The sequence below is a fragment of the Burkholderia sp. SIMBA_062 genome (genome assembly GCF_046534765.1).
Classification (GTDB): Bacteria; Pseudomonadota; Gammaproteobacteria; order Burkholderiales; family Burkholderiaceae; genus Burkholderia; species Burkholderia ambifaria.
In genome coordinates, this window is the sequence record NZ_JAWRYD010000007.1 from 40605 (window position 1) to 54666 (window position 14062).

Consider the following 14062-nt stretch of genomic DNA (forward strand, 5'->3'; position numbering starts at 1 on the left):
CGTCGGATCGTCACGCCGCGCCGAGATCGGCGAGCGGATGCGCGAACAGCTTCCACGGCGAGGTCAGGAAATGCCGCACGCGCTCGGCGCGCAGCTCGACGAGCGACGCCGGCGCCCAGCGCGGCTTGCGATCCTTGTCGACGAGATGCGCGCGCACGCCTTCGCAGAAGTCGCCTTCCTCGATCGCGCGCGCCACGATGCCGAGCTCCATCCGGAACGACTCGGCCAGCGTCATCTGGCGCCCGCGCAGTAGCGCTTCGCGTGTCACGCACAGCATCGTCGGCGAATGGCCGGCGAGCGCATCGAGCGTCGCCTGCAGCCATTGACGATGCTCGCGCGACAGCTCGTCGCGCGCGAGATCCTGCTTCAGCGTCGCGACGATCCGCTCGACGGTCGAGCGCTTGTCGAAGTGCCGGACGATCCATGCCATCTGCGTGTCAAGCACGGCATGCGGCACGACATTGCACGGCGGCTCGAACACCTTGCGCAGCGCCGGCAGCACGTCGCCGTCCCACTTGATGCTCTCGATGCGCGTCTCGAACGTATCGAGCCACGACGACGGCACGCACAGGTCCGCGAGCTTCGCGCTCAGCGCGTCGGCGCCCGACAGCATCGCGCCCGTCAGCCCCACGTACAGTTCGAGCTCGACCGGCATGCGCGCCAGGAAATGCGTCGCGCCGACGTCGGGCACCAGGCCGATGCGCGTCTCCGGCATCGCGATCTTGCTGCGCTCGGTCGCGACACGCAGCGCCGCGCCTTGCGCGAGCCCCATCCCGCCACCCATCGTCACGCCGTCCATCAGCGCGACCACCGGCTTCGGAAACGTGTGAATCGCATGGTCGAGCCGGTATTCGTCAACGAAGAACGGCAGCCAGGTCTCGCGCTGCGCGACCATCCTGTACAGCGCACGCACGTCGCCACCCGCGCAGAAGCCCTTCTCGCCCGCGCCGCGCAGCACGACCGCGACGATCTGGTCGTCGGTGCGGCAACGCTCGAGCAGCGCGGCCAGCTCGCCGATCATCGGATAGGACAACGCATTGAGCGCGGCCGGCCGGTTCAGCGTGATGAGCGCCACGCGGTTCACCACGCGGAACAGCACCTCCGGCGCGGGTTGCGCGACGCCCTCGTGAGTCATGACCGGCGTGCTCATCGTTGCGCCTCCCCATCGGTGTGCCATTGCGGCGCGCGCTTGCCGAGAAACGCGGCCACGCCTTCGCGCGGATCGTTCGTGTCGAACAGGTCGACGAAGCGCTCGCGCTCGACCGCGAGCGCCGCGCTACGCGGCACGCCGCGGCGTGCGAGGCCGATCAGCTCCTTGCTGTATGCCACCGCATGCGGGCTCTGCCGCGCGACGTTGCGCGCGAGCGCCAGCGCCGCATCGCGTGCCGTGCCGCGCTCCACCACGTCCTCGACGAGGCCGATCCTGAGCGCCGTCGCCGCGTCGACGCGCGTGCCGGCCAGGATGATCTTCTTCGCCCAGCCTTCGCCGACGAGCCAGGGCAGCGTCTGCGTGCCGAGCCCGCACGGCAGCAGGCCGACCGACGGTTCGGGCAGCGCCATCTGCGCATGCGTCTCGGCGATCCGCAAATCGCACGCGAGCGCGCATTCGAGGCCGCCGCCCATCGCATAGCCGTTGATCGCGGCGATCGTCACGACGCGCGCGTCGTGCAGCGCCTCGAACGCCGCCCCGAAGCGCGCGGCCATCGCGCGTGCGACCGCGCGATCGCCGTCGGCGAACGTGTTCAGGTCGGCGCCCGCGCTGAAGAATTTCGGGCCGTCGCCGGTGATCACCAGCGCGCGCACGCGCGGGTTCGCGTTCAGCTCGGCGACGGTGTCCTGCAGCTGCCGCAGCCCGTCGGCGGTAAAGGCGTTCGCGGGCGGACGCTTGAGCGTGGCGCACGCGATCGCGCCGTCGTCGACGTAGTCCAGTTCGATCATGAGGCGTCCTTCTTGGTGGCCGGTTGGTACAGGCGGATCACCGCCGAGAAATCGAGTTGCCCGTCGCCGCGGCTGCTCATCGCCTGGTACAGCTGCTGCGCGAGCGCGCCGAGATAGACGGGCTGGCGCGCCTGCTTCGCGGCGTCGTTCGCGAGGCCGAGATCCTTCAGCATCAGGTCGGTGCCGAAGCCGCCGCTGTAGCCGCGCGATGACGGCGCGGTGGCGATCACGCCCGGATACGGGTTGTAGGTGTCCGAGCTCCAGCAGCGGCCCGTCGACGTGTTGACGATGCCGGCCAGCACCTTCGGGTCGATGCCGAGCGCGACGCCGAGCGACATCGCCTCCGACACGGCCGCCATCGAGATGCCGAGCACGAGGTTGTTGCAGACCTTTGCGACCTGCCCCATTCCCGTCGCGCCGCAATGGACGATGTTCTTGCCCATGCCGGCGAGCACGGGCTTCACGCGCTCGAAATCGGCGTCGCTGCCGCCGACCATGAAAGTCAGCGTGCCGGCCGCCGCGCCGCCGGTGCCGCCCGACACCGGCGCATCGACGAACGCGCCGCCGTGCTCGCGCACGAGCGCGCCGAACGCCTGCGCGCTCGCCGGGTCGATCGTGCTCGAGTCGATCACGGTCGCACCGGCGTCGAGGCCGGCCAGCACGCCGTTTTCACCGGCGAGCACCGAGCGCACGTGCGGCGCGGCCGGCAGCATCGTGATCACGAACGTCGCGCCCGACGCCGCGTCGCGCGGCGAGGCGGCCACCTGCGCGCCGGCGTCCTGCAGCGCGCGCAATGCATCGGCGCTCAGGTCGAACGCATGCACTTCATGGCCAGCCTTCAGCAGGTTCAGCGCCATCGGCGCGCCCATGTGGCCGAGTCCGATAAAACCGATCTTCATGTTCGTCTCCTCCGCCGCTCAGTGCAGCCGGATCGTCGTGTTCACCGGGCCGGCCGTCGTGTCGTCGTCGAACCAGCGCGCGGTGACCGTCTTCGTCTGCGTGTAGAACTGCACGACCTGCTTGCCGTACGGGCCGAGATCGCCAAGCTTCGAGCCGCGCGAACCGGTGAAGCTGAAGAACGGCACCGGCACCGGAATCGGGATGTTGATGCCGACCTGGCCGACGTCGATCTCACTCTGGAACTTGCGCGCGGCCGCGCCGCTCTGCGTGAAAATGCCCACGCCGTTGCCCATCGGGTTCGCGTTGACGAGCGCGATCGCTTCGTCGAGCGTGTCGACTTCCATCACGACCAGCACCGGCCCGAAGATTTCATGGGTGTAGACCGTCATCTCGGGCTTCACGCCCGAAAAGATCGTCGGCCCGATGAAGTTGCCTTCCTCGAAGCCGGCGACCTTCACGTCGCGGCCGTCGAGCTCGAGCTTCGCGCCTTCCTTGATGCCGGCGTCGATCAACGACAGGATGCGCGCCTTCGCGCCGCGCGACACGACCGGGCCGACGTCCGTGCCCGCTTGCGAGCCCGCGTTGACCTTCAGCATCTGCGCCTTCGCGACGATGTCCGGCAGCCAGTCGCGCGCACGGCCGACCAGCACCGCGACGGAGGTCGCCATGCAGCGCTGGCCGGCCGCGCCGAAGCCCGCGCCGACCAGCGCGTTGATCGCCTGCTCGCGGTTCGCGTCGGGCAGCAGGATCGCGTGGTTCTTCGCGCCCATCATCGCCTGCACGCGCTTGCCATGCTGGCTGCCGAGGTTGTACACGTGCGTGCCGACGGCGGTCGAGCCGACGAACGAGATCGCCTTCACGAGCGGATGCGTGCAGATCGCATCAACCACTTCCTTGCCGCCGTGCACGACATTCAGCACGCCCTTCGGCACGCCGGCCTCGATCGCGAGCTCGACGAGCTCCATCGTCGACATCGGATCCTGCTCGGACGGCTTCAGCACGAACGTGTTGCCGCACACGATCGCCATCGGGAACATCCACAGCGGGATCATCGCGGGGAAGTTGAACGGCGTGATGCCCGCGCATACGCCGAGCGGCTGGCGCAGCGTGTAGGTATCGACGCCGCCCGCGACGTTTTCGGCGAACTCGCCGAGCTGCAGCGTGCCGATCGAGCATGCGTGCTCGACCACCTCGAGGCCGCGGAAGATGTCGCCTTCGGCGTCGGGCAGCGTCTTGCCCTGCTCGGCCGTCAGCGTCTTCGCGACGCGCTGCAGGTTCGCGCGCACGAGATCCTGGAACTTCAGCATGATCCGCATGCGCGCGGCGAGCGGCGTGTTCTTCCACGTCGCGTACGCCTCGTGCGCGGCCTGCACGGCCGCGTCGACTTCCGCGACGGTCGCGAACGGCACGCGCGCGAGCACCTGCTGGGTCGCCGGGTTGACGATGTCGCGCCACTCGCTCGTGGTGGACTCGACGAAAGCGCCGTCGATCAGCAGCTTGACCGTCGGCACGTCTTGCCCCGTGTGGGGCGTCGGATTCGCGTTCATCGATGCAATCTCCTTGCTGTGGACCACGCAGCGCTGATGCCGCGCGGCCGGTTCAATCGGGCTGCGGGCGGCCGCCGCGGGATGCGGCGCGCGCGGCCCGCGGCCGGTCATTTCACTTCAGTTCGGCGGCGAAATCTTCTTCCCAGTATTCGCCGGGCATGCGCGTCGTCGCGTCGTCGCCGCGCTCGATCTCGCGGCGGCGCAGCTCGACGCGGCGGATCTTCCCCGAGATGGTCTTCGGCAACTCGGCGAATTGCAGGCGGCGGATGCGCTTGTAAGGTGCGAGTTTCTCGCGCGAGAAGCGGAAGATCTCCAGCGCGAGCGCCGGGCTTTCCTCGTAGCCCTGGCGCAGCGTGATGAAAGTCTTCGGCACCGACAGCCGCACCGGGTCCGGGCTCGGCACGACGGCCGCCTCAGCGATCGCCGGATGCTCGATCAGCACGCTTTCCAGCTCGAACGGGCTCAGCCGGTAGTCGGACGACTTGAACACGTCGTCCGCGCGGCCGATGTACACGTAGTAGCCGTCGTCACCGCGCATCGCGATGTCCGACGTGCGGTAATGGCCGTCGCGCATCGCGTGGGCCGTCGCGTCGGGATTGTTCGCATAGCCGTTCATCAGCCCGACCGGGCGCGACGCGCCGGCGCCAATCGGCAGCGCGACCTCGCCTTCGCTGACGGGTGCGCCGTCCGGGTCGAGCAGCGCGATCCGGTAGCCCGGCAGCGGCCGCCCCATCGAGCCGGCGACGACCGGCTGGCCCGGCGTGTTGCCGATCAGGCAGGTCGTCTCGGTCTGGCCATAGCCGTCGCGAACCGTGATGCCCCACGCCTTCTTCACGCGCTCGATGATCTCGGGATTGAGCGGCTCGCCCGCGCCGACGATCTCGCGCAGCTTCACGTCGAACGACGCGAGCGGCTGCTGCACGAGCATGCGCCACACGGTCGGCGGCGCGCACAGCGTCGTCACCCGGTATTTGACGAGCGCGTCGAGCACGACCTTCGGCTCGAAGCGCGCGTAGTTGAACGCGAACACGCACGCCTGCGCGTTCCACGGCGCGAAGAAGCAGCTCCACGCGTGCTTCGCCCAGCCCGGCGAGCTGATGTTCCAGTGGATGTCGCCCGGCTGCAGGCCGACCCAGTACATCGTCGACAGGTGCCCGACCGGATAGGTGCGGTGCGTATGCTCGACGAGCTTCGGCTTCGACGTCGTGCCCGACGTGAAGTACAGCAGCATCGTTTCGTTCGACTGCGTGACGGCGTCGGGGGTGAATACGTCGCTAGCCGCGTAGCCGTCGTTCATCGCAAGCCAGCCGTCGCGCGGCGCGCCGGCGACGATCTTGCGCCTGAGGCCGAGCTCGCCCTGTTCGAACTTCGCGGTCTCGTTCTCGTCGACGATCGCGTAGGTCGCGCCGCCGATCTGCACGCGCTCGCGCACGTCGTCGGCCGATAGCTGCGTGGTCGCGGGCAGCACGATCGCGCCGAGCTTCATCGCGGCGAGCATCGCGTCCCACAGCTCGACACGGTTCGGCAGCATCAGCAGGATCCGGTCGCCGCGCACGACGCCGATGCCGCGCAGCCAGTTCGCGATCCGCGACGAGCGCTCGGACATCTGCGCGAACGAATACGGGTCGCCCGTACCGGTTGCCGCATCGACGATCCACAGCGCGGGCTGGTCGTTGCCGCGCGCCATCGGGTCGAAGTAGTCGAGCGCCCAGTTGAACGCATCGAGCACCGGCCATTCGAAGTCGCGGTACGCGGTGTCGTAGTCGGTGCGATGGCGCAGCAGAAAGTCGCGTGCGTCCAGGAATGCCTGTACTGTCATCGTGTCGTCTCCTGTCGACCCACGTTAGCGCTTTAGCGCTTACGTGGGTCCCATGCCCTGGTGAGTCTCCAGTCTCCATGCCCAGCGGTCGACCGGCGCACGCGCTGCCACGCCGCCCGGTTCCCTGTTGCGCCGCGCACGGTCACGTCGTTGCGTGCCGCGTTCGCCGCGCTGCCCTCGTGCCCTGCGTGTTTGCCTGCTTGTCGGTTCGCGTGATGTTCGATGGCGCGCGCGCCGCGACTCAAAGCTGTCGCGCGATCACCATCCGCTGCACTTCGCTGGTGCCTTCGTAGATCTGCGTGATGCGCGCGTCGCGATAATGACGCTCGACTTCGTAATCGGCGAGGTAGCCGTAGCCGCCGTGGATCTGGATCGCGTCGGAACACACGCGCTCGGCCATCTCGGATGCGAACAGCTTCGCCTGCGACGCCTCCGACAAGCACGGCAGCCCGGCCGTACGCAGCTTCGCCGCGTGATGCACGAGCAGGCGCGCCGCGTTGATCTGGGTGGCCATGTCGGCGAGCTTCTGCTGGATCGCCTGGTGCTCGGCGATCGGCTTGCCGAACTGCACGCGCTCGCCCGCATAGCGGCGCGCCTTGTCGAACGCGGCCCGCGCGATGCCAAGCGCCTGCGCGGCGATGCCGATCCGACCGCCTTCGAGGTTCGACAGGGCGATCTTCAGCCCTTCGCCGCGATTGCCGAGCAGGTTTTCTTCCGGAATCGCGCAGTTCTCGAACGTGATCGCGCACGTGTCGGACGCGCGGATGCCCATCTTCTTCTCGGGTTTGCCGACGATGAAGCCCGGCGTGTCGGTCGGCACGAGAAACGCGGAAATGCCGCGCTTGCCGGCTTCCGGGTCGGTCATGGCAAAAACGATCGCGACGCCGGCGCGCTGGCCGTTGGTCACGAACTGCTTCGCGCCGTTCAGCACCCACTTGCCGTCGCGCAGTTCCGCCCGCGTGCGCAGGTTGTGCGCCTCGGAGCCGGCCTGCGGCTCGGTCAGGCAGAACGCGCCGATGATGCGGCCCGCCGCCATCTCGGCCAGCCAGCGATCCTTCTGCGCGGGCGTGCCGAAGCCGAGGATCGGCCCGCAGCCGACCGAGTTGTGCACGCTCATCATCGTCGCGCATGCGGCGTCGCCGGCGGCGATTTCCTCCATCGCCAGCGCGTAGGCGACGTAATCCGTATACGCGCCGCCCAGTTCCTGCGGCACGATCATCCCGAGCAGGCCGAGTTCGCCGAGCTGCGCGACGACGGCGTCGGGCAGGTGCGCGTCGTGGTCCCACTGCGCGGCGTTCGGGGCCAGCACCTCGGTGGCAAAAACGCGCGCGGCGTCGCGGATCATCCGCTGGTCTTCGGTGTAAAGCTCGTCCATGGCGCTGCTGTCTCCCCCGGCCGCGTGTGGCGACCGACCTTCCGTTTCGATGCAACAAGTGTAGGCAAGCACGCGCGACTGTTCGATGCTCGCGCCGCTCATTTACACTGAGCGTTTTTGCCATAGCGGCGGCTTCGATGAAGCAGGAAGACAAGGGCACCGTCGCGATCAGCCTCGTCGCTTACAGCGTCGCGCTCGCCACCCGGCGCGGCGTCGCGGCCGAGCCGCTGCTCGCGCAGGCCGGCATCGCGCCCGCGCTGCTCGACCAGCCGCGCGCGCGGGTGTCCGCGCAGCAATACGGCGCGTTGTGGAACGCGATCGCGCGCGCGCTCGACGACGAGTTTTTCGGGCAGGACCGCCACCCGATGCGCAGCGGCAGCTTCATCGCGATGAGCCAGGCCGCGCTGTCCGCGCAAGACGGACTGCACGCGATGGCGCGCGCGGTGAATTTCCTGCACTGCGTGCTCGACGATCTGCACGCGGAGCTCGACGCCAATCCGCAGCGCGTGCGGCTGCGCTTCGTGCACCGCAACAGCGCGGCGGCGCCCGCGATGTTCACGTACGCGACCTATTTCATCATCGTGTACGGGCTCACCTGCTGGCTGATCGGGCGGCGCATCCCGGTGCTGCACGCGAGCTTCCGCTGCGACACGCCGCCGGCCGACCACGAATACCCGTCGATGCTGTGCGACGACATGCGCTTCAACCAGCCCGATTCGTATGTCGATTTCGATCCCGAATTCGCGACGCTGCCGGTCGTGCAGAACGCGAAGACGCTGAAGACGTTCCTGCGCAACGCGCCGGCCAGCTTCATCGTCAAGTACCGCAACCCGAACGCGCTCGCGCAGCGCGTGCGTACGGTACTGCGCGGGATGCCGCCTGCCGCGTGGCCGGGCGCGGGCGGGATGGCCGCGCGGCTGCACGTGGCCGAGGCGACGCTGCGTCGCAAGCTGCACCAGGAAGGCCACGCGTACCAGTCGATCAAGGACACGCTGCGGCGCGATCTCGCGTTCGAGGCGCTGGCCGATCCGTCGCGGACCATCGCCGACGTCGCGGCCGCCACCGGTTTCGCGGAACCGAGCGCGTTCTACCGCGCGTTTCGCAAATGGAGCGGCCGCAGCCCGGCCGAATACCGGGAAGAAGCGCTCGCGCGCGGCAACGGAGCCGGCTGAAGGCGCGGCCGGCGGCCCCGCCTTCGCGCTTTGCCCCGAAACCGCCTAATCTTCAAACATCGGGCCAACGCCCTTTTCCGCGAGCCGGACGGCGTGCGGCCGCGCGCCGCCCGGACGCCCCGATGCCCATTCATCGTCATGGGCCGCCGTCATCGGCATCGCCCGACGGCCGCCCCCGTCACCCGCTGGTCGCGCGGGTCGCGCGCGCCGCGCTGTTCGCGGCGCTGCTCGTCGTATGCGCGGCGGTTGCCGCTCCGCCTCCCGCCAGCTCGCCCGCCGCACCCGCCGCCGCGCCGCCGGTCATCGTTATTCCGGTCAACGGCGCGATCGGGCCGGCCAGCGCCGACTTCATCGTCCGCTCGATCGAGCGCGCGGCGCACGACCACGCGCCGCTCGCGATCCTGCAGCTCGACACGCCCGGCGGGCTCGACACGTCGATGCGGCAGATCATCAAGGCGATCCTCGGCTCGCCGGTGCCAGTGGCCGCGTTCGTCGCGCCCGGCGGCGCACGGGCCGCGAGCGCGGGCACCTATATCGTGTACGCGAGCCACATCGCCGCGATGGCGCCCGGCACCAATCTCGGCGCGGCCTCGCCGGTGCAGTTCGGCATCGGCGGCGGCGCGCCGGGTACGCCCGGTACGCCGGGAACACCGGGCACGCCCCGGCCGTCGCCGGCCGGGACATCGGGTGCGGGCGGAGCCTCCGGCGCCTCGTCCACACCCGCCGAGCTGCCGAACGACACGCAGTCGACCGAGATCCGCAAGGCGACCCAGGACGCCGCCGCCTATATCCGCGGCCTCGCGCAGCTGCGCGGACGCAATGCCGCCTGGGCCGAGCGCGCGGTGCGCGAGGCCGTGAGCCTGTCGGCGAACGAGGCGCGCGCGCAGCATGTGGTCGACCTGATCGCGCAGGATCCGGCCGACCTCGCGCGCCAGCTCGACGGCCGCACCGTGACGACCAGCGCCGGCACGCTCCACCTCGCGACCGCGCATGCGCCGCTCGTCGTGCTCGCGCCCGACTGGCGCAGCCGCTTCCTGTCGATCATCGCCGATCCGAACGTCGCGCTGATCCTGCTCACGATCGGCATCTACGGGCTGTTCTTCGAATTCGCGAACCCCGGCTTCGTGCTGCCCGGCGTCGCCGGCACCATCTGCCTGCTGGTCGGGCTGTTCGCGATGCAATTGCTGCCGATCAGCTATGCGGGCCTGGGGCTCGTGCTGCTCGGTCTCGGCTGCCTCGTCGCCGAGGCGTTCCTGCCGACTTTCGGCGTGCTCGGTTTCGGCGGGATCGTGGCGTTTACGATCGGCGCGCTGATGCTGATCGACACCGACGTGCCCGGCTACGGGATTCCGTGGCCCGTGATCGCGAGCCTGGCGCTGGGCGGCGGGCTGTTCGTCGCCGGCGTGTCGAGCGTCGCGCTGCGCGCGCGGCGGCGCCCGGTCGTGACGGGCGCCGAGGCGATGCTCGGCAGCATCGGCGAAGTGCTCGACGACGGCCTGCACCCGGATCAACCGCTTGGCGCCAGCGGCGTCGCGCCGTCGGCCGCCGGCTGGGCGCGCGTGCACGGCGAGCGCTGGCGCGTGGCGAGCAACGTGCCGCTCGCCGCCGGCTGCCGCGTGCGCGTCACCGGCCGCCAGGGGCTGACGCTGACCGTCACGCCGCTCTACGACGTGCCCGGACAGGCACAACCCCAAGGAGAACCTTCATGATCGGTTACACGTTCGGCTTCAGCAGCGTCCTGATCGTCTTCGTCGTGGTGCTCGTCGCGTCGTCGATCCGCATCTTCCGCGAGTACGAGCGTGGCGTCGTGTTCATGCTCGGCCGGTTCTGGAAAGTGAAGGGGCCGGGGCTCGTGCTGATCATCCCGATCGTCCAGCAGGTCGTGCGGATCGACCTGCGCACCGTCGTGTTCGACGTGCCGCCGCAGGACGTGATCACGCGCGACAACGTGTCGGTGAAGGTCAATGCGGTCGTGTATTTTCGCGTCGTCGATCCGGAGAAGGCCGTGATCCAGGTCGCGCGCTTCTTCGACGCGACCAGCCAGCTCTCGCAGACGACGCTGCGCTCGGTGCTCGGCAAGCACGAGCTCGACGCACTGCTGGCCGAGCGCGAGCAACTGAACGCCGACATCCAGAAGACGCTCGACGCGCAGACCGATGCGTGGGGGATCAAGGTATCGACGGTCGAGATCAAGCACGTCGACCTGAACGAGACGATGGTGCGCGCGATCGCGCGGCAGGCCGAGGCCGAGCGCGAGCGGCGCGCGAAGGTCATTCATGCGGAAGGCGAACTGCAGGCGTCGGAGAAGCTGCTGCAGGCCGCGCAGCGGCTCGCGCTGCAGCCGCAGGCGATGCAGCTGCGCTACCTGCAGACGCTGACGACGATCGCGGCCGACAAGAATTCGACAATCGTGTTTCCGCTGCCGATCGATCTGCTGGCGTCGTTGCTGGAGCGGTTGGGCCCCGCGCGCGAGCGTTGAGACGCGCGCGTGCCGGCCCGCACGACGCCGTGGCGGATACCGATACCGATGGGCGCGGGGCCGCGGCGGCCGGGTGCGCGTAGCCCGGCGCCCGGCCCGCGTCAAGCCAGCAGCTTGCGCTCGGTCTTGCCGTACTTGATCGACTTCTCGTCCGGGATCATCAGGCCCGTGTGCTCGTCGCGGCCCTGCAGCAGGAAGCGCGCGTCCGGGTTGCCGATCTGTTCGGACGCGAGCTTGCTGTCCGCGCCGATCTCGCCCTTCTTCATCCGGTTGACGATCACGCCGGCCGCGGTGTCCTTGAAATCGCGCAGCATCCACGCGTCGCCGTCGCTGTCGCCGAACACCAGCAGCGGGCCGTAGCCCTTCTTCGACACGAGGACGTTGCGGATGCCCACCGTCTTGCCGGGCCCCCAGTTGAAATGCCAGCCGGCCGGATAGGTGCTCGTGTACTTGCCGTCCTGCATGTCGAGACGCAAGCCGATCACGTTCCCGGGCGGCACGCCATAGCCATAGTTCGGATTGCCGGCGAACACGCGCACGACGTCGTCGAGCGACGCGGTGCTCACGTACACGTCGATGCCGTTCGCACGCAGCGTATGCATCACCGCGCGGATTTCCTCGTGAATGCGGATGCCGTGGAAATGCGTGTCGGCCACCACGCCGGCCTTGCCCGGCAGCGTCTTCGGGCTTTCGTAGCGGACCTTGCGCAGCGCGTCGCCGATACCGTAGTTGTTCGACGCTTCCGCCATCGCCTGCAGCTCGGCGGTCGTCATGTTCTTGTAGAAGTAGATGATCCACTTGTAGCCGACTTCGAGCGGATGCGTGTCGCAGATCGCGTCGTACATGAAGTACAGCTTCGCGCGAAAATCCTTGAACTGGTCGGTCTCGCGAATCTCGTCGAGGCTCTTGTCGCCGCCGAAGCCCTTGTAGTTCGCATGGAGCCAGCGGTAGTCGGACTCGACGTCGGCGGCGAGGTCCTCCATCGTCACCGGCTTGCCGTCGACGGTCGTGTAGTCCTTCATGAACGCGCCTTTCGGCACGTCCTTCCACATCACGGCGACGAACTCGTCCGGCGTCAGCTTGTACTGCAGATGGTTGATCTGGTACATCAGCAACGCCTCTTCGCAGTCGTTCATGATGCACGTGTTGTCCCAGTCGAACACCGCATACGGGCGCCGCTTCCCGTCATAGCGCGCGCTCGCGACGCCATGCTGGTCGAGCACCGCCTGCAGGCGCGCGGCGTTGAACGGCGACCAGCGGCCCGGGTCCAGCGCGTCCGGCGCGGTTGCGCTCTTCGCGCCGGCCATGCCGGCCTTGAGCATCAGCGGCGTCGCAGCGGTCGCCGCGGCAAGGGTGTTCATGAACTGGCGGCGTTGCATGGTCTCTCTCCGTTGAATTGCCGAATCGGCTTCGGCCGCTGCCCGCGCGACGCGCGGCACACCGGCCCCGCGAAGCCGCAAAGGCTTCGAATCGGGGCGGATGATGTGACGAAATTATTTCGGCAATTTGACAGCGTCTCGTCGCGACACGACGGCGAGTTGATCCGGCGCGACATTCCACGCCCGCGCCGGAACCTCGTGGGGCACTCCCCGGCCGGCTCCGCCGCGCGAGACCCCGCACAGCAACGGCCATCCGGCCCCGACCGCCGGAAACCTAGAGCTTTCCCTCCATTTCGGCCCCTCATTAGGAGAAGTCCTCACCTCCGGGGGCTGGCGCACGACGCCGAACCGGCTATGATCGTTACATCGATCAATGGGACATTAAATGCTGACTGAATAATTCGCGTCCGGCTCGCCGGCGGATGCGTTCGGATCAGCGCCCCAGCCTTGCACCGGACCCGCGCCGCGCCGAGACGCAAACGCGGGCCGACACATGGAGACGCATCATGACCGCCCACCACCCGCTGCCGGAAGTCCACCTCGACGAGCTGCCGCAATTCCGCGCGGTCCAGCAGCTTGCCTACCGCTGCGTCGAGACCGTCGGCGCGATGCTGTATCCCGGCATCACCGAGAAGGAAGCCGCACGCCTGCTGACCGAATGGCTGCAGGACCACGGCGTGCACGACTGGCTGCACAAGCCGTTCGCGTGGTTCGGCGAGCGCACCGCGTTCGAGGGCTTCTCCGGCCTCAAGCACATGGGCGGCTTCAACCTCGCGTTCTTCCCGAGCCACCGGCAGCTCGAGACCGACATGCCCGTGATCCTCGACGTCGCGCCGGTGCTCGACGGGGTCGTCGCGGACGTCGGCTACGCGCACTGCCTCGGCCGCAACCCGATCCTGGAACAACTGCAGGACGACCTGATGGACCATCGCGACATGATCGTGCGGCTCGTGAAGGCGCGCCGCCCGATGGCCGAGGTCGCGCAGGCGGTCGACGCGCTGTGCCGCCGTCAGGGCGTCGAGCCGCGCCACAAGGCCTATCCGTTCAAGGTGCTCGCGCATCGCGTCGCGAAGATCCACAAGCCGTCGAAACCGCGTTTCGTCGCGCGCTTCGGGCTGAACGCGACGCGCAACCTGCTGCTCGACCAGGGCCGCGCGGCGAAGCAGCAGGGCTGGTCGCCGCTGTGGTCGATCGACCGCCGCTCCGAACATGTGCCCGTGCCGGGCCTGTGGGCCGTCGAGCCGCATCTCGGCTTCGCCGGCGTCGGCGCGAAATTCGAGGAACTGCTGGTGATCACCGACGACGACGCGTACTGGCTCGACGATGACCTGCCGCACGTGCGCCGCTGGCAGCGCCGCCAGGCCGAACGCGCGCAGGCCGTCGCGGCCGTGCCGACCGCTGTGACGCGCCTTCCTCCCGAAGCCCCCGCAGCCCTGAATCCCTGAACGACGGA

Annotated in this window: 11 protein-coding genes; 4 read left to right on the forward strand and 7 right to left on the reverse strand. The window is 68.9% G+C overall.

The features are described from left to right. Window positions 1–10 precede the first annotated feature (10 nt). The 6 genes from SB786_RS09370 to SB786_RS09395 all read right to left on the reverse strand — a co-directional run bounded on the left by SB786_RS09370 (window position 11) and on the right by SB786_RS09395 (window position 7579). Window positions 11–1150 (reverse strand): enoyl-CoA hydratase/isomerase family protein, encoded by a 1140-nt coding sequence (locus SB786_RS09370; RefSeq protein ID WP_410727217.1) that lies wholly within the window; start codon window positions 1148–1150, stop codon window positions 11–13. After that, on the reverse strand, window positions 1147–1938 hold the full coding sequence (locus SB786_RS09375) for an enoyl-CoA hydratase (RefSeq protein WP_410727218.1): 792 nt from the start codon (window positions 1936–1938) through the stop codon (window positions 1147–1149). Before SB786_RS09375 ends, SB786_RS09370 begins: the two co-directional genes overlap by 4 nt. After that, window positions 1935–2837 carry a 3-hydroxyisobutyrate dehydrogenase gene (gene mmsB / locus SB786_RS09380; RefSeq protein WP_410727219.1) on the reverse strand — a complete coding sequence of 301 codons (903 nt, stop codon included), beginning with the start codon at window positions 2835–2837 and terminating at the stop codon, window positions 1935–1937. Before mmsB ends, SB786_RS09375 begins: the two co-directional genes overlap by 4 nt. A gap of 18 nt (window positions 2838–2855) precedes the next feature. Further along, window positions 2856–4385: a CoA-acylating methylmalonate-semialdehyde dehydrogenase gene (locus SB786_RS09385; protein WP_410727220.1), complete on the reverse strand. Its 1530-nt coding sequence runs from the start codon at window positions 4383–4385 to the stop codon at window positions 2856–2858. A gap of 112 nt (window positions 4386–4497) precedes the next feature. Further along, the gene (locus tag SB786_RS09390) at window positions 4498–6204 is read right to left on the reverse strand and encodes an AMP-binding protein (RefSeq protein ID WP_410727221.1); all 1707 of its coding nucleotides are present in this window, start codon (window positions 6202–6204) and stop codon (window positions 4498–4500) included. Between the two features lie 241 nt (window positions 6205–6445). Further along, window positions 6446–7579 carry an acyl-CoA dehydrogenase family protein gene (locus SB786_RS09395; protein ID WP_410727222.1) on the reverse strand — a complete coding sequence of 378 codons (1134 nt, stop codon included), beginning with the start codon at window positions 7577–7579 and terminating at the stop codon, window positions 6446–6448. Between the two features lie 137 nt (window positions 7580–7716). Here SB786_RS09395 and SB786_RS09400 point away from each other — a divergent pair, with 137 nt between their 5' ends. From SB786_RS09400 to SB786_RS09410, 3 genes are all read left to right on the forward strand, one after another. Next, a complete protein-coding gene (locus tag SB786_RS09400; RefSeq protein WP_012366634.1) occupies window positions 7717–8751 on the forward strand; it encodes an AraC family transcriptional regulator in 1035 nt (344 codons plus the stop codon). A 122-nt stretch (window positions 8752–8873) separates the two neighbouring features. Beyond that, a complete protein-coding gene (locus tag SB786_RS09405; protein WP_410727223.1) occupies window positions 8874–10460 on the forward strand; it encodes an NfeD family protein in 1587 nt (528 codons plus the stop codon). Continuing rightward, window positions 10457–11230 carry a slipin family protein gene (locus tag SB786_RS09410; protein WP_006757691.1) on the forward strand — a complete coding sequence of 258 codons (774 nt, stop codon included), beginning with the start codon at window positions 10457–10459 and terminating at the stop codon, window positions 11228–11230. Before SB786_RS09405 ends, SB786_RS09410 begins: the two co-directional genes overlap by 4 nt. 101 nt (window positions 11231–11331) lie before the next feature. Here the strand turns inward: SB786_RS09410 and SB786_RS09415 are convergent, their stop codons facing one another. Further along, complete coding sequence (locus tag SB786_RS09415; protein WP_410727224.1) at window positions 11332–12609, reverse strand: haloacid dehalogenase-like hydrolase; 1278 nt, start codon at window positions 12607–12609, stop codon at window positions 11332–11334. A 506-nt stretch (window positions 12610–13115) separates the two neighbouring features. Here SB786_RS09415 and SB786_RS09420 point away from each other — a divergent pair. Further along, window positions 13116–14054, forward strand: coding sequence for a M24 family metallopeptidase (locus tag SB786_RS09420; protein WP_410727225.1), 939 nt, complete (start codon window positions 13116–13118; stop codon window positions 14052–14054). The last annotated feature ends 8 nt before the right edge of the window (window positions 14055–14062 follow it).